The sequence below is a fragment of the Pseudomonas sp. NBRC 111124 genome, assembly GCF_001320245.1.
Classification (GTDB): Bacteria; Pseudomonadota; Gammaproteobacteria; order Pseudomonadales; family Pseudomonadaceae; genus Aquipseudomonas.
Genome location: NZ_BCBA01000055.1, coordinates 83,587 through 100,302, shown reverse-complemented (window position 1 = coordinate 100,302; position 16,716 = coordinate 83,587). Strand labels below are relative to the sequence as shown.

Sequence of the window (16,716 nt, the reverse complement as noted above, 5' to 3'; positions counted from 1 at the left end):
TCAGGCCATTTCGGCGGTAGTCACCGGCGTGCGCAGGGCGCTTTTGCAACGCACCCAGCGCGGGCCGTTGGGGCCATACACGCCAGCAGGTTCAGGGAACAGGTTGAGCAGCAGCAGGTACAGCACGCCGGCCAGGCCCAAGGTCACCGGCAGGCTCAGGTCGATGCCGCCGGCCAGGTCACCCAGCGGGCCGACGAACTGCCCCGGCAGGTTGACGAAGCACAGGCCGACCATTGCGCTGGGGATCCACGCGCCCATCCCGCGCCAGTTCCAGCCGTGCAGGAACCAGTAGTGGCCGCCACGCTGGCCGCGGGTGAACACCTGCAGATCGTCGGCGTGGTAGAAGCCGCGACGGGTGATCAGGCCGAGGATCATGATCACCATCCACGGGCTGGTGCAGGTGATGATCAGCACGGCGAAGGTCGACACGCTCTGCACCAGGTTGAAGGTGAAGCGGCCAATGAAGATGAAGCCGATGGCCAGCACGCCGATCAGCAAGGTGGCGCCAGCGCGGCTGAGCAGGCGCGGGAACACGCTGGACATGTCCAGGCCGGTGCCATACAGCGCGGTGGTGCCGGTGGACATGCCGCCGATCACCGCAATCAGGCACACCGGCAGGAAGAACCAGCTCGGCGCTACCGCCAGCAGGCCGCCCACGTAGTTGTTGGCGGCGATGTAGTCAGGCGCCTGAGTGGCCACCAGGGTGGCGGTGCACAGGCCGAACAGGAACGGGATCAGCGTGGCCACCTGGGCGGCGATCACGGCCAGCATGATGCGCGCCTTCGGCGTTTGCCGCGGGATGTAGCGCGACCAGTCACCGAGGAAGGCACCGAACGACACCGGGTTGCTCATGGCCAGGATCGCCGCGCCCACGAATGCCGCCCAGAAGCCCGGCTGGCTGAGATTGACGCTACCGGCGAAGCCCGCATCGAACGGGCCGGCGAAGGCAAAGATGCCCAGCAGGAACAGCAGGCTCGAGGCCCATACGGCGATCTTGTTGACCCACAGCATGAAGCGGAAGCCGAAGATGCACACCACCAGCACCAGCACCGCGAACAGGCCGTAGGCCAGGCCCAGGGTCAGGTCGGTTTCCGGCAGCCCGGCCAGGCGCTTGGCGCCGCCGACCAGGGCATCGCCTGAGCTCCACACCGACAGCGAGAAGAACGCCACGGCAGTGAGCAGCGACAGGAACGAGCCGACGATGCGCCCGTGCACGCCGAAGTGCGCGCCCGACGACACTGCATTGTTGGTGCCGTTGAGGGCACCGAACAGGCCCATGGGGGCAAGGATCAGCGCGCCCACGCCGACGCCGAGCAAAATCGCCCAGACCCCGGCCTGGAACGACAGCCCGAACAGCACCGGGAAGCTGCCCAGCACGGCAGTGGCGAAGGTGTTGGCACCGCCGAAGATCAGGCGGAACAGGTCCAGCGGGGAGGCGTCGCGTTGATCGTCGGGGATCTGTTCGACGCCATTGGTCTCGATACCGGTCGAGTGGCTCATGGTGATGCTCCAGCGCGGTTGTTGTAGGCCCGGCGCGGTGCGCGGGCCCTCTTGTGGGTGCGATGGCAGTGCGGCAAGGCCGCGTAAGTTCGGATCAGGCTGCGGTGACGACCGACAGGTGCTCGTGGCACGCCAGCCAATGCTCGCCGTGGCGGCGGAAGACGATGGTCTCGCGCTCGGCCAGCTGGTGCTCCTCACCGGCAATACGGATATGCGTGGCCACGTCGTGCATGAAGATCGCCACATCACCCTGCAGGCTCACCTGCACGTTGCTCGATTCACAGCCGAGCACGGCAAAACCCTCGGCCTGCCATTGGGCCCAAAGGTCCTCATAGGCACGACGCGACAGCAGCGGTTGCGGCAAGGTGTGGAAGAGGAAGGTGGCGTCTTCGCTGAAGCAGGCGAAGTAGCGGGCGGTGTCATTGCTGGCAAAGGCAGCGACGAGGTCGGCGGCAGCTTGCCGTACCTGGAGTGTCTGGTCCACGGGAGTGGCCTCACGGTTATTGTGATTGTGGTGAAGCGATTCTGGTGGGGGCGGGCGAGGGGAAAAATCGCTGGCGGAAAATAATTAGTTCAGGAATTTGTGAAGTGATGGCCAGAACCGACTGACGGTCCCTCCCGCCCCTCATCCTTGCCTACGCTGATAATCCCAACCCGTCAGAGCAAGGAGTTCCGTCATGGCCTTCCAATACAAGCGTCTGGACAAGAACAACGCCGCCGTCCTGCTGGTCGATCACCAGACCGGCCTGCTTTCACTGGTGCGCGACATCGACCCCGACCGTTTCAAGAACAACGTGCTGGCCCTCGCCGACCTGGCCAAGTACTTCAAGCTGCCGACCATCCTCACCACCAGCTTCGAAACCGGCCCCAATGGCCCGCTGGTGCCCGAACTCAAGGAGCAGTTCCCCGACGCCCCGTACATCGCCCGCCCCGGCAACATCAACGCCTGGGACAACGAGGACTTCGTCAAGGCGGTGAAAGCCACCGGCAAGAAGCAGCTGCTGATCGCCGGGGTGGTCACCGAGGTCTGCGTGGCGTTCCCGGCCTTGTCGGCGCTGGAGGAGGGCTTCGAGGTGTTCGTGGTCACCGACGCCTCCGGCACCTTCAATGAACTGACCCGTGATTCGGCCTGGCGGCGCATGGAGGCTGCCGGTGCCCAGCTGATGACCTGGTTCGGCGTGGCCTGCGAGCTGCACCGTGACTGGCGCAACGATATCGAAGGCCTGGGCACGCTGTTCTCCAACCACATTCCGGACTATCGCAACCTGATGACCAGCTACAACAAGCTGGCGAAATAAGGGCCGTCAGGGCGTGGCAATTTGCCCAACAAGCGAAACGGCAAATTGTCATGGATCGACCATACTGACTCTTCATTCGCCCTCAGGAGAGTGCCATGTCAAAGCCGTCCAGGAAGAAAGCGCCAAAGGAAAAGCCAGAAAAGCTGGGCGGCAAGGCCTATGAACAGGCGCTCAAGAAGCTCCACGTGGAACTCGTGAAGCTGCAGGAGTGGGTCGTGGCCAAGGGCTTGAAGGTCTGCATCGTGTTCGAGGGCCGCGATGGTGCCGGCAAGGGCGGCACCATCAAGGCCATCACCGAGCGGGTCAGCCCACGGGTGTTCCGGGTGGTGGCGCTGCCGGCACCGACCGAACGGGAAAAGACCCAGATGTATGTGCAGCGTTACCTGCGCCATCTGCCTGCCGCTGGTGAAGTGGTGATCTTCGACCGCAGCTGGTACAACCGCGCAGGTGTCGAGCGGGTGATGGGCTTTTGCAGTGAAGAGCAGAGCGCCAAGTTCCTCACCGTGGTGCCGCTGTTCGAGAAGATGATGGTCGAGTCGGGGATCATCCTCATCAAGTACTGGCTCGAAGTGAGCGCCGAAGAGCAGACCCGGCGCCTGCAGGACCGCATCAACGACGGGCGCAAGCTGTGGAAATTGTCGCCCATGGACCTCAAGTCCTACACCCGCTGGGACGATTACACCCGCGCCCGTGACGATATGTTCGCCGCCTCGGATTCGTCCTGGGCGCCGTGGTTCATGGCGCACTCCGACGACAAGCGCCGCGCCCGGCTGAATATCGTCAGCCACATGCTTTCGCGCATCCCTTACAAGAACATCACCCGCGACCAAGTGGTGAAGCTGCCCAAGCGCGGCAAGATCGGCAAATACCAGGCCGTGCCCTATCCGTTCAAAGTGGTCGAAGAACGGTTCTGATCCTTCCCGGCAGTGCGTAGCAAGGGTGCGAACTTATGCCTCATGACGGCAGCCTGCTGCAGGCGACGGTGGTGTTCCTGCTGGCCGTGGTGCTTCTGGTACCACTGGCTCAGCGTTTGAAAATGGGGGCGGTGCCCGGTTATCTGCTGGCCGGGATCCTGATCGGGCCATCGGTGCTGGGCCTGCTGGGTAACCCCGATAACGTTGCCCGCCTGTCGGAGATGGGCGTGGTCATGCTGCTGTTCGTCATCGGCTTGGAGCTGTCGCCCCGGCGGCTGTGGACCATGCGCAGGGCGTTGTTCGGCGTGGGCTCGTTGCAGGTGGGGCTGACCGCTGTGGTACTCGGCCTGCTGGCGTACTTGCTGTTTGGCCAATCGAAAGCGGCCGCGATTGTGCTCGGCCTGGGGTTGGCGCTGTCATCGACGGCGTTTGGCCTGCAGGTGCTGGCCGAGCGTAAGGACCTGGGCAAGCCGCACGGTCGGCTGGCCGTCGCTATCCTGCTTTTTCAGGACATTGCCGCCATTCCTCTGATCGCCGTCGTGCCATTGCTCGGTGGTGATGTCAGCACCGCCGACGAAGGCTCCTGGCCACTGCTGGCAGTGGCGGCAGGCATTGGCGTGCTGATTGTCTTCGGCCGCTATCTGTTGACCCCCGTGTTCAAATGGACGGTCGGTTCGGGCTTGCCCGAACTGTCCACTGCTACCGCATTGCTGGTGGTGCTGGGCACGGCGTGGTTGATGGAGCACGTCGGGGTCTCCATGGCCCTGGGGGCTTTCCTGGCCGGCGTGATCATGGCCGAGTCGCCCTTTCGCCACGAACTGGAAACCCAGATCGAACCGCTCAAGGGCCTGCTCCTCGGGCTGTTCTTCGTCGGCGTCGGCATGAGCGCCGACTTGCGCCTGCTGTTCGGCATGCCCCTGGTTGTGCTGGGGCTGACGTTGCTGTTGGTGGTGATCAAGTTGCCCCTGTTGCTCGTGCTTGGGCGCAGCGCCGGCGGGCTCAACCGTGCCGAGGCGTTGTGCCTGGCGATCGTGCTGGCGTCCGGCGGTGAGTTTGCCTTCGTGGTGTTCAAGCTGGCCCTGGAGCACCAGGTGTTGACGCAACAGGTGCATGACTTGCTGGTGCTCGCCATCACGCTGTCGATGGCGGTGGTGCCGCTGGTGATGATGGCCCTGGCGCGGCAGTTGCGGGGTGAGGATCGCCCGGTCGTCGAGACGGGCCACTGAATCGCGCCTTGCTGGCGCGCCTAACGTTCGGAGGTGAAACATGCAGCCGAGTTTGAGGCTGGACAGCGCCCTGTCGCGGGGCTTGCTCGACGTGCTGATCAAGGCGGGCCTGGTGGCCGCCCTGGTAATGTTCTCCTTCCAGGTATTCCAGCCGTTTCTGGAACTGATGCTGTGGTCGGTAATTCTCGCGGTCACCTTGTATCCGCTGCACTGCCGCATACACCGGGGTACCGGCCTCAAGCAGGGCTTTGCCGCCACCTTGGTGGTGCTGCTGGTGCTGGTGGTGTTGATTGTGCCGATCTATCTGGTGGTGATGTCCATCGGCGAATCGGTCGACAACCTGGTGACGCTGCTCAAAAGCGGCGCCTGGAGCGTGCCGCCGCCCCCTGAATCGGTGGCGACCTGGCCGCTGATCGGGCCGAAGGTGCATGCGTTGTGGCTGGGTGCCTCGGAAAACATGGCCCATGTCCTCAACCAGTGGATGCCGCAACTCAAGGACGCCGGGCGCACGGTGCTGGGGGCGGCGGCCAGTGCCGGTGGGGCGTTCCTGATGTTTGTCGCGGCGATCATCGTCTCGGGCATCATCATGGCCTTCGGTGAACGTGGCGAGATTGCCGCGCAGAGGATCGCCATGCGCGTGTCTGGCGAGGAGCGCGGCAAGCCGCTGGCCAACCTGTGCACCGCCACCATTCGCGCGGTGGCCCAGGGCGTGATCGGCATTGCCTTCATCCAGATGCTGCTGATTGGCGTTGGCTTCGTGATCAAGGGCGTGCCAGGTGCCGGCATGCTGGCCATCGCCATCCTCATGCTGGGGATCGCCCAAGCCCCGGCGACCTTGATCACGGTGCCGGTGATCATCTATGTGTTCAATGCCGAGGGCTTTACCGTGGCGACCATCCTCTTCGCCATCTACACCTTTGTCGCCGGGCTGGCCGACAACGTGCTCAAACCGTTACTGCTCGGGCGCGGCGTGGACGTGCCGATGCCGGTGGTGCTGATCGGTGCCCTGGGCGGCATGGTGGTCAAGGGCATCATCGGCCTGTTCATCGGCCCGGTCATCCTCGGCGTGACCTACGTGTTGTTCTGGCAATGGGTCGCGCTGCAGGTGCCGGAGCAACCGGCACCCCCTGCAAGCTGAGACAGGGCCTGCCATGCTCAATCGTTGCTATGGAATAGGCGTGCTGATGGTCCTGGCCGGCTGTACCCAGGTCGGTCCGGACTTCGAAAAGCCCCAGGATCCATGGCTGAACAGCTGGAGCACGCCATTGCTGGAGCAGGCCGGGCGCCGCTCAGCCGCACCGGATATTCGCCAGTGGTGGGCGGTGTTCGCCGACCCGACGCTGGACGCGCTGATAACGGAAGCCGACGCCAACAACACCAATCTGCGTGTAGCCGGCCTGCGCATCGCCGAGGCGCGGGCGCAGCTGGCCATCGTGCAGACCGGGCGTTATCCACAGCTGCAACAGTTGAGCGCGCAGAGCCTGTACCTGAAGCAAGACCAGTCCGGCACTTCCACTGCGCGGGATTCGGTGTTCTGGCAGTCCAGCGCAGGCTTCAATATCGGCTGGGAAATCGACTTCTGGGGCCGGTTCAGCCGCGCCATCGAAAGCGCCGATGCCGTCTATTTCGCCTCCCAGGCCAATTACGCCGATGCCATGCTGCTGCTACGTGCGCAGGTGGCCGACACCTACTTCGCCCTGCGCACCGCCGAGGCACGGCTGGACATTGCGCAGGAAAACGCCAAGCGCCAGGAACGCAGCCTGCAGATCACCGAGCGGCTGTTCCGGCACGGCGAGAACGACGAGCTCGACTGGCAGCAGGCGCGTACCCAGTACCTGGCGACCCTGGCCACCATCCCCGAGTTCGAGAACCAGCTCAATGCCTTGCGCAACGTACTCTGTTCGCTGCTCGGCCGGCCACCGGGGCCGCTGCCGGCGCTGGAGGCGCGCCACGGACAGTTGCCTTTGCCGGACCGTGTGGTGTTGCAGGACGTGCCTGCCAGCCTGTTGCAACGGCGCCCGGACATCCGCGTCGCCGAGCAGGCAGTGGCGGCGCAGTCGGCGTTGGTAGGGGTGGCCGAGGCGGACCTTTATCCACAGCTGAGCCTGTTGGGCAGCATCGGCTGGACCTTCCTATCGGCCAGCCACCTGCCCAACACCTTCGACCTGGCGGTCGGCCCGAGCCTGATCTGGAACCCGTTCGACTACGGCCGGCGCAAGAACGCCGTGCGGGTCGAGGACGCCCGCCTGCAGCAGTTGATCGAGCTGTATCACCAAAGCGTGCGCGAAGCCGCACACGAAGCTGACGACGCCGCCAGCGGCCTGGTGCGTTCGCTGCAGAGCGCCGGCATTCGCCAGGACGCCTCACAGGCCGCCCAGCGTTCGCTGACCCTGGCCAGTTCGCAGTACCAGGAAGGCTTTGCCGATTTCCAGCGCGTGCTCGACGCCCAGCAGCTGCTGTTGCAACAGCAGGACGGCTATCTGGTCAGCCGTGGCAATGCGGTGAGCAGCCTGGTGACGTTGTACAAGGCGATGGGCGGTGGCTGGGACAACCATCGCCCTGCCATCGACCCCGCCACACGCCAGCAGATGAAGAACCGCACCGACTGGGGCGACCTGCTCGATGAGCCTGCCCCCGTCTACCCCGAACAAGGTGAGCCGAAATGAGTGACGCCGCAGACACATCGCCCACCCCCGACCGCGGCATGCGCTGGGTGCTGATACTGATCGTCGTCAGCCTGGTCTGGTACCTGCTGGCCGACCGTTTCACGCCCTACACCCAGCAAGCCCGGTTACAGGCCTACGTGGTCCCGGTGGCCGCCGAAGTGGCCGGGCAGATCAAGCGCGTGGCGGTGGGCAACAACCAGGAAGTGCGCCAGGGCGATGTGCTGTTCGAACTCGACCAGGAGCAGTACCGCATTGCCCTGGCCCGCGCCGAAGCCGACCTGGATACCGTGCGCCGGCAGATCGGCGCCAGCACCGCCGGCATCGACTCGGCCCAGGCCGCGCTGGTGGCGGCTCAGGCCAACGAGCGCAAGGCGCGCCAAGATGCCGAACGGCTCAAGCGGTTGATCGACGAAGACCCCGGGACGGTATCGGTGCGCCGCCTGGAAGGGGCGCAGGCCACCCGCGACCAGGCCATCAGCCAGGTGGCAGCCGCCAGGGCCGAAGTGGAACGGGCCCGTGAGCAGCAGGGCGGGGCCGATGCCGACAACGCGCAACTGCGCAGTGCCGCGGCCAACGTGGAAAAGGCCCGCCTGGACATGGCCCGCACGGTGGTGCGCGCCGACACCAACGGCTTGATTACCGACCTGCGCACTGACGTGGGCCACTACGTGGGCGCTGGCAGCCCGATGATGACCCTGATCGCCATCCACGATGTGTGGATCAGTGCCGATATGACCGAGAACAACCTCGGCCGCCTGCGTCCTGGGGCGCCGGTGCTGGTGGTGCTCGATGCCTTGCCAGGCACGGTGTTGAAAGGGCAGATTCGTAGCATCGGCTATGGCGTGAGCGTCGGCCAGTCGGCGCCACCGGGTAGCCTGCCGACCGTGCAGAACAGCCGCGACTGGCTGCGCTCGGCGCAGCGCTTTCCGGTGATTGTCGAACTTGACCGTGATCAACAGATCGACAAGTCTGGCCTGCGTGTGGGCGGCCAGGCTGAAGTCATGGCCCTGCCCAGCGAAGGCAACCCGCTGAACCTGCTGGGCCGCATGTTCATGTGGCTGATGAGCTGGCTGTCGTATGCCTATTGAGCTGCGCCGCCTGCGTGCGCTGCGCCTGGCATGGGGCGTGGCGCTGTGCCTGGCGACCAGTTTCGGCCTGGGCCTGCCGGTGCCGATTCTGGCGCCGGTGTTCGCCGTGTTGTTGCTGGCCATGCGCAGCGAGCCACTGCCGATTAAGGCGGCGCCGGTGCTGGCGAGTCTGGTATTGCTCAGCTGCGGCAGCGGCCTGCTGCTGATTCCGCTGTTGCGCCATGCCCCGGTGAGCGGCGTGCTGTTGGTCGGCGTGGGGGTGTTCCTGGTGTTGCGCTACGCGCTCAAGGGCGGCAATGGCTTGCTGGCCAATCTGCTGGTGATCGGCTTGACCATGATCGCGGCGGCTGGCACCAGCGATTTCACCCTGGCGCTGTCGGTGGTCGAGGCCTTGGCCAAGGGCATGCTGTTGGCGGTACTGGGGGCCGCGCTGGCCCATGTGCTGTTTCCCGAACCGGCCAGCGCGCCCGTGCAGCCTTCGCCGCCCTTGCTCGACGGCGCAGATGTCAGCTGGGTGGCTCTGCGGGCCACGCTCATTGTCATGCCTGCATTCCTGCTGGCGCTGATCGCCCCAGACCAATTCATGCCGCTGATCATGAAGGCGGTGAGCCTGGGGCAGCAGGCAGGGGAGACGCGGGCGCGGCATGCCAGTCGCGAGCTGATCGGTTCGACGTTGCTGGCCGGGGTGCTGGCGATGCTGGTGTGGGGCGCGTTGAGCCTGTTCGTGCACTTGTGGATGTTCTTCCTGTGGGTGCTGCTGTTCGTGCTCTGGCAGGCGCGCAGGCTCTACCGTGCGGCGGATACGCAGCAGAGCCCGGCGTATTGGGTGAGTTGCCTGACCACCCTGCTGATCCTGCTTGGGCAGTCGGTGCAGGACAGTGCTGGCGGGCAGGATGTGTACAAGGCCTTTGCCGTGCGCATGGCGCTGTTCGTGGCGGTGTCGCTGTATGCCAGCGCCATGCTGATCTGGATCGACCGGCGCCGGGTTCGGGTTGCCTAATCCTCCTGTACTGGCCTCTTCGCGGGCACGCCCGCTCCCACAGGGATCACGCGACTCCTGTGGGAGCGGGCGTGCCCGCGAAGAGGCCGGCCCTGGCAACTTAAGGCCTCCAGTCAATCCCGGTATCCGCCAGATAGGCATCCACCGCGGCCCCGACCGTTGGGTGAAACGCCCGCTCGCCCATATGCTCGAACAACTCGAAGCGCTTCATCTTGTCCTTCACCGGGTCCTTCATCTCGGCAAACTGCAGTTCCACGCCGCGAGCCTCAAGCGCCCCATCCAGCTCGGCGAGCATGTCTGCCGAAGTGATATCGATGCTGGTCACCGGTTCCGCCGCAATCACCAGCCGCTGCACTGGCGTCGGTGATTCATCCACGGCCATCAGCACCGTGCTCTGGAACTGCTCGGCGTTGGCGAAGAACAGCGGCGCATCCCAGCGCAGCAGCACCAGCCCCGGAATGCGCCGGGCCTGTGGATAACGCTTCACGTCGTGGTAGCCGCGGGTGCCATCGACCCGCCCGAGCACGGCGTAGTGCGGCCGCCAGCCGTCCCACAGGAATTCGATCACCGATATCGCCACGGCGATGCAGATACCCGGTATGGCACCGAACACCGCGACGCCGACAAAGCAGGTGAACGACAACCAGAACTCCCATTGCTGCATGTGGAAAATGCGCTTGAGGTCGGCGAACTCGAACAACCCTAAAGCCGCAGCGATCACCACGGCAGCCAAGGCGCTGTTGGGCAGGTGCTGCATCAGGTTGGGGGCGACCAGCAGCAACAGGGTCACCGCCAGCGCGCCAATGATGCCGGTCAATTGGGTTTTCGAGCCGGCCGCCTCGGCCACTGGTGTGCGCGAAGAGCTGCTGCTGATCGGGATGCCCTGGAACAGCCCGGAGGCCAGGTTGGCCACGCCCAGGCCGAACATTTCCTGGTTCGGGTTCACCGGGGTCTTCAGCCGCGCGGCGTAGGAGCGCGACAGCACGCTGGTATCGGCGAACGACACCAGCGCCACGGCAATCCCGCCGAGCACCACTTCGACCAGGTCGATATCGCTGGCCCACGGGAACACTAAGCTGGGCAGGCCCTGGGGCAACTGGCCGAGCACCTTGACCCCCATCTGGTCGAGGTTGAACAGGCTTACGGCCAGGGTTGCCAGCACCACGGCGATCAGGATGCCCGGGATGCGTTTGAAGGGTTTGAGTAGCAGGATCAGCACCAGGCTGCCGGCCCCGATGATGAAACTTGGCCAGTGCCCAGCGCCTGCGATTAGTGCCTGGCCAAGGTGCCAGAGGTCGCGCAAAGGCCCCTCGCTGTCGACTTTGAGACCGAACAGCTTGGGCAGCTGGCTGATCAGCACGGTGAGGGCGATGCCGTTCATGTAGCCGTAGCGGATCGGCTTGGACAACAGCTCGGTGATGAAGCCCAGGCGCAGCAAGCCGGCAATCATGCAGAAGGCACCCGCGACCAGAGCCATCATGCTGGCGATGGCAATGGCGCGCTGCGGGTCGCTGACGGCGTATTGCACCACCACTGCCAGGATCGGCGCGGCCAGTGCCGAGTCCGGGCCAAGCACCAAAATGCGGCTGGGGCCGAACAAAGCATAGGCCAGCAGCGGAATGATGGTGGCGTACAGGCCATAGATGCCCGGTACCCCGGAGGCTTCGGCGTAGGCGATGCCGACCGGCACCAGCATGGTGGTGAGCACCAGGCCGGCGGCGATGTCTTTGGGCAGCCAGGCGGGTTGGTAGTGCAGCAGGGTGGCAAGGCCTGGGAGCCAGCGTTGCCAGTCGAAGCGGGGAGGGGGCGGCGTTTCATGCATGAACGGAGCTCCAGAAAGGAGGCGCCTGACGGGGTTTAAATGGCTACAAAACAGCCTCGGCAATCTCACTGAAGTAAGGAATTTCCGAACTTGAAACCAAATGCTTCAGTTCAAGATAGCTTGGGAATTATCCTACGCACGCCGCTGCCGTTTCTCTGTTGTAGATGTAGAGCATCAGGGCTAATTTCCCCGGGTCGTCGAGGTTTGACGACCGGGTGTGAGAGCCCGCTTACAACAAGAGATTGCCGTCATGGTAGCTGTGCGCGGGCAGGCCTCGTGCCTGGCCGGTTTTCGCTCTTGTTTGGCCGGTCTCTCACCCCGCGTACAGCTGCCGCCTAATCCTGTGAGAGGGAATGGGAAGGTAGCCAATGCCAACAAACGAGAGAGAAATCATGAAGAAACTTGTTCCTGATCCACCCGCCAAAGTGCTTTCCCAGCCGTTCTACACCATCAACAAAGACATGCCCTCACCCGGCATTGCTCTACGTCATTCAGTTGCTGCGTGGGATTGAAGACACCCTCGACGAATACATCTGCGGCAATGCCGGCGAGCCGGGTATCGGCATGCTGGTCAACAGTGTGCATAACGTGCAGATGGGGAGGGCGTTGGCTGAATTGGTACTGACTCGGGAGGCGGGAGAGATCACCTGGCATTAATGCCGGACGCTGTCGAATGGCATGTGTGCCCCACAAAACAAAACCCCTTGAAGCCATCGGCCTCAAGGGGTTTGTCAGTGCTGCAGGCTGCCGCTTAGACGTTAAAGCGGAAATGCATCACATCACCGTCCTTGACGATGTAGTCCTTGCCTTCCAGGCGCCATTTACCGGCTTCCTTGGCACCGCCTTCACCCTTGAACTGGATGAAGTCGTCATAGGCCACCACTTCGGCGCGGATGAAGCCTTTTTCGAAGTCGGTGTGGATCACGCCAGCGGCCTGCGGGGCGGTGGCGCCGACGCGTACGGTCCAGGCGCGTACTTCCTGCACACCGGCAGTGAAGTAGGTCTGCAGGTTGAGCAGCTCGTAACCGGCGCGGATCACGCGGTTAAGGCCAGGCTCTTCCAGGCCCAGGGCCTCGAGGAACATGTCCTTCTCTTCACCGTCGTCCAGCTCGGCGATCTCGGCTTCGATCTTGTTGCACACCGGCACCACGACCGCGCCTTCTTCCTCGGCGATGGCCTTGACCACGTCCAGGTGCGGGTTGTTGTCGAAGCCGTCTTCGGCGACGTTGGCGATGTACATCACCGGCTTGCTGGTCAGCAGGTGGAAACCACGGATGACGGCCTTTTCGTCGTCAGCCATGTTCTTCATCAGGCTGCGCGCAGGCTTGCCTTCGGTGAAGTGAGGGATCAGCTTCTCCAGGATCGCCTTTTGCGCCAGCGCGTCCTTGTCACCACCCTTGGCGTTGCGGGTAACCTTCTGCAGCTGCTTCTCGCAGCTGTCGAGGTCGGCGAAGATCAGCTCGAGGTCGATGATCTCGATGTCGCGCTTGGGGTCGACGCTGTTGGAAACGTGGATCACGTTTTCGTCTTCGAAGCAGCGCACCACGTGGGCGATGGCGTCGGTCTCGCGGATGTTGGCGAGGAACTTGTTGCCCAGGCCTTCACCTTTCGACGCACCGGCCACCAGGCCGGCGATGTCGACGAATTCCATGGTGGTCGGCAGGATGCGGTTAGGCTTGACGATTTCCGCCAGCGCCGCCAGGCGCGCATCGGGCATCGGCACGATGCCGCTGTTCGGCTCGATGGTGCAGAAAGGGAAGTTCTCCGCCGCAATGCCAGACTTGGTCAGGGCGTTGAACAGGGTGGACTTGCCGACGTTGGGCAGGCCGACGATGCCGCAATTGAAACCCATGGGTATTCCCCTCTCTAGGAAATCAGGCCTTCTGGCTGTGCAGCTCGCGCATGGCCTTGGCGAAGTCGCCGGCCAGCACGTCGGGCAGCACGCCGAGGGCAAAATCGATGCTGGCGTCGAGCTTCTCCTGCTCGGCGCGCGGCGCGCGGCCCAGGACGAAGTTGGAGACCAGTTTGGCGTCACCCGGGTGGCCAATGCCAAGCCGCAGGCGGTGGAAGTCGTTCTGGTTGCCGAGCTGCGCGATGATGTCGCGCAGGCCGTTGTGCCCCCCATGGCCGCCGCCGCGCTTGAGCTTGGCAACGCCCGGAGGCAGATCGAGTTCGTCGTGTGCCACCAGTATCGCTTCCGGCTTGATGCGGAAGAAATTGGCCAATGCCGCCACGGCCTGGCCGCTACGGTTCATGTAGGTGGTGGGGATCAACAAACGAACGTCGTTGCCCTGATGGCTGAACTTAGCCGTCAGGCCGAAATATTTCTTGTCAGCGGTCAGCGATACACGCTGGGCACTGGCAATGCGTTCAACGAAAAGAGCCCCTGCGTTATGCCGGGTCTGTTCGTATTCGGGGCCGGGGTTACCCAGGCCAACGATCAACTGGATGGCGGTCACGTCAGGGGCTCTTCCTTGGAGTTGGTGGGTTACAGGGCGGGGCGCACTGTAACCCGATCAACACCGGCGCGCGAGTGGATTACTCGGCAGCGCCTTCTGCTTCTGGAGCAACGCGTGGAGCGTGAACGTTGGCAACCGCTTTGTCATCACCGTGGGCCAGAGCTACGAACTCTACGCCTTTCGGAGCTTTCAGGTCCGACAGGTGGATGATGGCGCCGATTTCAGCGTTGCTCAGGTCCACTTCGATGAACTCAGGCAGGTCTTTGGCTTCGCAGGAAACTTCGATCTCGGAAACAACGTGCGAGATTTCGCCGCCTTTCTTGACCGGAGCTTCTTCACCGACGAAGTGAACTGGAACCTTGGCGGTCAGCTTCTGGCCAGCAACGACGCGAACGAAGTCGGCGTGCATGATGAAGCCTTTGGCTGGGTGACGCTGCATGGCCTTGACCACGACGTTCTGCTTGGCGCCGTCGACGTTCAGTTCGATAACGTGGCTGAAGGCAGCTTCGTTTTCGAACAGCTTGGCGATTTCCTTGGCCACGATGGTCAGGGATTGGGCTTCTTTATCGCCACCGTATACAACGGCAGGGATGCTCAGCGAGTGACGCAGGCGGCGGCTCGCACCTTTCCCCAGGTCAGTACGCGCTTGGGCGTTCAGGATGAAATCAGTCATTTTGCTTCTCCAAAATAGCCTCCCGAAAGGCGTTTGCGACCAGCGCCAGACGGGGATGGCAAAAAAGCCCCGCCCCAACACGTGTTGGGGCGGGGCGCTTCATATCAACTCGTGTTCCGCTTAGCGGAACATCGCGCTGATCGATTCTTCGTTGCTGATGCGGCGGACCGCTTCAGCGACAACCGGTGCGATATCCAGCTGACGGATACGGTCACAGGCTTGAGCAGCGGCGGACAGTGGAACGGTGTTGGTCACCACCAGCTCGTCCAGTACCGACTTCTCGATGTTCTCGATCGCGCGGCCCGACAGGACAGGGTGCGTGCAGTAGGCGTAAACCTTGGCAGCGCCGTGTTCTTTCAGGGCTTTGGCCGCGTGGCACAGGGTGCCAGCGGTGTCGACCATGTCGTCTACCAGGATGCAGGTGCGCCCTTCGACGTCGCCGATGATGTGCATAACCTCGGAGTGGTTAGCCTTTTCGCGGCGCTTGTCGATGATACCGAGATCGACACCCAGGGACTTGGCAACGGCGCGTGCGCGCACTACGCCACCGATGTCCGGGGAAACGATCATCAGGTTCTCGAAACGCTGGTCTTCGATGTCGTCGACCAGTACGGGCGAACCGTAGATGTTGTCGACGGGAATATCGAAGAAGCCTTGGATCTGGTCAGCGTGCAGGTCGACGGTGAGAACACGGTCGATACCCACGACAGTGAGCATGTCAGCGACAACTTTGGCACTGATGGCTACACGTGCCGAACGCGGACGGCGGTCCTGGCGGGCATATCCGAAGTAAGGAATCACGGCGGTGATTCGGGATGCTGAGGAGCGGCGGAAGGCATCGGCCATCACTACCAGTTCCATCAGGTTATCGTTGGTCGGGGCACAAGTCGGCTGAATAATGAAGACGTCTTTACCGCGGACATTTTCATTGATCTCAGTACTGATCTCGCCGTCGGAGAATTTACCGACAGAGACGTCACCGAGAGGGATATGCAGCTGACGTACGACACGCCGAGCCAGATCGGGGTTAGCGTTCCCCGTAAAGACCATCATCTTGGACACGCGCAGTACCTGAAGGCTGAGGGTATACCTGGATGAGTATAAGGAAAATGGCAGGGGCGGCTGGATTCGAACCAACGCATGGCAGGATCAAAACCTGCTGCCTTACCGCTTGGCGACGCCCCTGTATCTGTTGCTGCGAACGCTTATGCGCTCGACTTCTTGACCAGACTTTGCAGCTTGCGATGCAACATCGAAACATTGCTTCCTTTCGCCACAAACCCTGTTTGGGTCACTGAAAGAAGGGCCAGAACTTTATCAGCTTCGGCTTTGCTTGGGAAGGCCCCAAACACACAGCTTCCAGTACCAGTGAGTCGAGCCTCAGTGAATTTACCCAAAGAATTCAACGCGATGCGAACTTCTGGGTAACTCTGCTCTACCACTGGTTGGCAGTCATTTCGACTGTTTCCCTTGGGAACGGGGCGCATCTTAAGGGGGAGTGAATCACGTGTCAACTGCGGATGTGAAAAAATTTCTACTGTGCTGACAGACACTTGCGGCACCAGCACGACATACCAGGGTTCCTCGGGGTCGACCGGGGTCAGCTGCTCGCCTACGCCCTGGGCAAATGCGGCATGGCCACGGACGAACACCGGCACGTCGGCGCCCAGGCTCAGGCCCAGCGCAGCCAGGCGGTCTTCGTCCCAGTCCAGCTGCCACAGGTGCGCCAGCGCCAGCAGGGTGGTCGCCGCGTCGGAGCTGCCGCCACCGATGCCGCCGCCCATGGGCAGTATCTTGTTCAGCCAGATATCGGCGCCCAGCCGGGTGCCGGACTGTTCCTGCAATTTACGCGCAGCGCGCACGATCAGGTTGCTGTCGTGGGGCACCGCTTCGATTTCAGTGTGCAGGCGGATTACGCCGTCTTCGCGCAGGGTGAAGCTCAGTTCGTCGCCATGGTCGAGGAACTGGAACACGGTTTCCAGCTCGTGGTAGCCATCGGGGCGGCGGCCGATGATGTGCAGCCACAGGTTGAGCTTGGCCGGGGCGGGCAGGGTGAGCGTCTGCATGTAA

General features: G+C 63.2%; 16 protein-coding genes and 1 tRNA gene. 8 read left to right on the top strand and 9 right to left on the bottom strand.

From position 1 onward, the window contains the following. Both APH28_RS21320 and APH28_RS21315 read right to left on the bottom strand, forming a co-directional pair. Positions 1–1,500, bottom strand: a complete 1,500-nt coding sequence (locus tag APH28_RS21320; protein WP_060512507.1) for a cytosine permease — start codon at positions 1,498–1,500, stop codon at positions 1–3. A 94-nt stretch (positions 1,501–1,594) separates the two neighbouring features. After that, on the bottom strand, positions 1,595–1,984 hold the full coding sequence (locus APH28_RS21315) for a nuclear transport factor 2 family protein (protein ID WP_060512506.1): 390 nt from the start codon (positions 1,982–1,984) through the stop codon (positions 1,595–1,597). A gap of 193 nt (positions 1,985–2,177) precedes the next feature. Between APH28_RS21315 and ycaC the strand changes: the two genes are divergently transcribed. From ycaC to APH28_RS21280, 7 genes are all read left to right on the top strand, one after another. Beyond that, positions 2,178–2,798: an isochorismate family cysteine hydrolase YcaC gene (gene ycaC, locus APH28_RS21310; RefSeq protein ID WP_060512505.1), complete on the top strand. Its 621-nt coding sequence runs from the start codon at positions 2,178–2,180 to the stop codon at positions 2,796–2,798. 95 nt (positions 2,799–2,893) lie between these two features. Continuing rightward, positions 2,894–3,712: a polyphosphate kinase 2 gene (gene ppk2, locus APH28_RS21305; RefSeq protein WP_060512504.1), complete on the top strand. Its 819-nt coding sequence runs from the start codon at positions 2,894–2,896 to the stop codon at positions 3,710–3,712. Positions 3,713–3,747: 35 nt separating this feature from the next. Beyond that, positions 3,748–4,938, top strand: a complete 1,191-nt coding sequence (locus APH28_RS21300) for a monovalent cation:proton antiporter-2 (CPA2) family protein (protein ID WP_060512503.1) — start codon at positions 3,748–3,750, stop codon at positions 4,936–4,938. A 40-nt stretch (positions 4,939–4,978) separates the two neighbouring features. Continuing rightward, a complete protein-coding gene (locus APH28_RS21295) occupies positions 4,979–6,076 on the top strand; it encodes an AI-2E family transporter (RefSeq protein ID WP_060512502.1) in 1,098 nt (365 codons plus the stop codon). A 13-nt stretch (positions 6,077–6,089) separates the two neighbouring features. After that, positions 6,090–7,604, top strand: a complete 1,515-nt coding sequence (locus tag APH28_RS21290; RefSeq protein WP_060512501.1) for an efflux transporter outer membrane subunit — start codon at positions 6,090–6,092, stop codon at positions 7,602–7,604. Continuing rightward, entirely contained in the window at positions 7,601–8,692 is a 1,092-nt protein-coding gene (locus tag APH28_RS21285) for an HlyD family secretion protein (RefSeq protein WP_060512500.1), read from the top strand. The genes APH28_RS21290 and APH28_RS21285 overlap by 4 nt, the downstream gene beginning before the upstream one ends. Continuing rightward, positions 8,682–9,692, top strand: coding sequence for a DUF2955 domain-containing protein (locus tag APH28_RS21280; protein ID WP_060512499.1), 1,011 nt, complete (start codon positions 8,682–8,684; stop codon positions 9,690–9,692). Before APH28_RS21285 ends, APH28_RS21280 begins: the two co-directional genes overlap by 11 nt. 100 nt (positions 9,693–9,792) lie before the next feature. Here APH28_RS21280 and APH28_RS21275 read toward each other — a convergent pair whose 3' ends face one another. Next, on the bottom strand, positions 9,793–11,514 hold the full coding sequence (locus APH28_RS21275; protein ID WP_060512498.1) for a SulP family inorganic anion transporter: 1,722 nt from the start codon (positions 11,512–11,514) through the stop codon (positions 9,793–9,795). Between the two features lie 495 nt (positions 11,515–12,009). Here APH28_RS21275 and APH28_RS28900 point away from each other — a divergent pair, with 495 nt between their 5' ends. Continuing rightward, a complete protein-coding gene (locus APH28_RS28900; protein WP_177334285.1) occupies positions 12,010–12,171 on the top strand; it encodes a hypothetical protein in 162 nt (53 codons plus the stop codon). A gap of 94 nt (positions 12,172–12,265) precedes the next feature. Here APH28_RS28900 and ychF read toward each other — a convergent pair whose 3' ends face one another. The 6 genes from ychF to ispE form a co-directional block, all read right to left on the bottom strand. Continuing rightward, positions 12,266–13,366: a redox-regulated ATPase YchF gene (gene ychF / locus APH28_RS21265; RefSeq protein WP_060512496.1), complete on the bottom strand. Its 1,101-nt coding sequence runs from the start codon at positions 13,364–13,366 to the stop codon at positions 12,266–12,268. 22 nt (positions 13,367–13,388) lie between these two features. Then, on the bottom strand, positions 13,389–13,973 hold the full coding sequence (gene pth, locus APH28_RS21260) for an aminoacyl-tRNA hydrolase (protein WP_009686183.1): 585 nt from the start codon (positions 13,971–13,973) through the stop codon (positions 13,389–13,391). Between the two features lie 79 nt (positions 13,974–14,052). Beyond that, positions 14,053–14,646 (bottom strand): 50S ribosomal protein L25/general stress protein Ctc, encoded by a 594-nt coding sequence (locus APH28_RS21255; protein ID WP_060512495.1) that lies wholly within the window; start codon positions 14,644–14,646, stop codon positions 14,053–14,055. A gap of 120 nt (positions 14,647–14,766) precedes the next feature. Next, complete coding sequence (locus APH28_RS21250) at positions 14,767–15,708, bottom strand: ribose-phosphate pyrophosphokinase (RefSeq protein WP_003247410.1); 942 nt, start codon at positions 15,706–15,708, stop codon at positions 14,767–14,769. A 48-nt stretch (positions 15,709–15,756) separates the two neighbouring features. Further along, positions 15,757–15,831 (bottom strand) — tRNA-Gln (locus tag APH28_RS21245). A gap of 20 nt (positions 15,832–15,851) precedes the next feature. Continuing rightward, on the bottom strand, positions 15,852–16,712 hold the full coding sequence (ispE, locus tag APH28_RS21240; protein WP_060512494.1) for a 4-(cytidine 5'-diphospho)-2-C-methyl-D-erythritol kinase: 861 nt from the start codon (positions 16,710–16,712) through the stop codon (positions 15,852–15,854). Positions 16,713–16,716: the final 4 nt, after the last annotated feature.

What these genes read in the sequence shown, in the direction of transcription:
- APH28_RS21280 (WP_060512499.1), top strand. Translation starts at nt 8,682, where the DNA reads ATGCCTATTGAGCTGCGCCGCCTGCGTGCGCTGCGCCTGGCATGGGGC.
- APH28_RS21275 (WP_060512498.1), bottom strand. Translation starts at nt 11,514, where the DNA reads ATGCATGAAACGCCGCCCCCTCCCCGCTTCGACTGGCAACGCTGGCTC.
- ispE (WP_060512494.1), bottom strand. Translation starts at nt 16,712, where the DNA reads ATGCAGACGCTCACCCTGCCCGCCCCGGCCAAGCTCAACCTGTGGCTG.
- ppk2 (WP_060512504.1), top strand. Translation starts at nt 2,894, where the DNA reads ATGTCAAAGCCGTCCAGGAAGAAAGCGCCAAAGGAAAAGCCAGAAAAG.
- APH28_RS21285 (WP_060512500.1), top strand. Translation starts at nt 7,601, where the DNA reads ATGAGTGACGCCGCAGACACATCGCCCACCCCCGACCGCGGCATGCGC.
- APH28_RS21255 (WP_060512495.1), bottom strand. Translation starts at nt 14,646, where the DNA reads ATGACTGATTTCATCCTGAACGCCCAAGCGCGTACTGACCTGGGGAAA.
- APH28_RS21290 (WP_060512501.1), top strand. Translation starts at nt 6,090, where the DNA reads ATGCTCAATCGTTGCTATGGAATAGGCGTGCTGATGGTCCTGGCCGGC.
- APH28_RS21300 (WP_060512503.1), top strand. Translation starts at nt 3,748, where the DNA reads ATGCCTCATGACGGCAGCCTGCTGCAGGCGACGGTGGTGTTCCTGCTG.
- APH28_RS21295 (WP_060512502.1), top strand. Translation starts at nt 4,979, where the DNA reads ATGCAGCCGAGTTTGAGGCTGGACAGCGCCCTGTCGCGGGGCTTGCTC.
- APH28_RS21320 (WP_060512507.1), bottom strand. Translation starts at nt 1,500, where the DNA reads ATGAGCCACTCGACCGGTATCGAGACCAATGGCGTCGAACAGATCCCC.
- ycaC (WP_060512505.1), top strand. Translation starts at nt 2,178, where the DNA reads ATGGCCTTCCAATACAAGCGTCTGGACAAGAACAACGCCGCCGTCCTG.
- ychF (WP_060512496.1), bottom strand. Translation starts at nt 13,366, where the DNA reads ATGGGTTTCAATTGCGGCATCGTCGGCCTGCCCAACGTCGGCAAGTCC.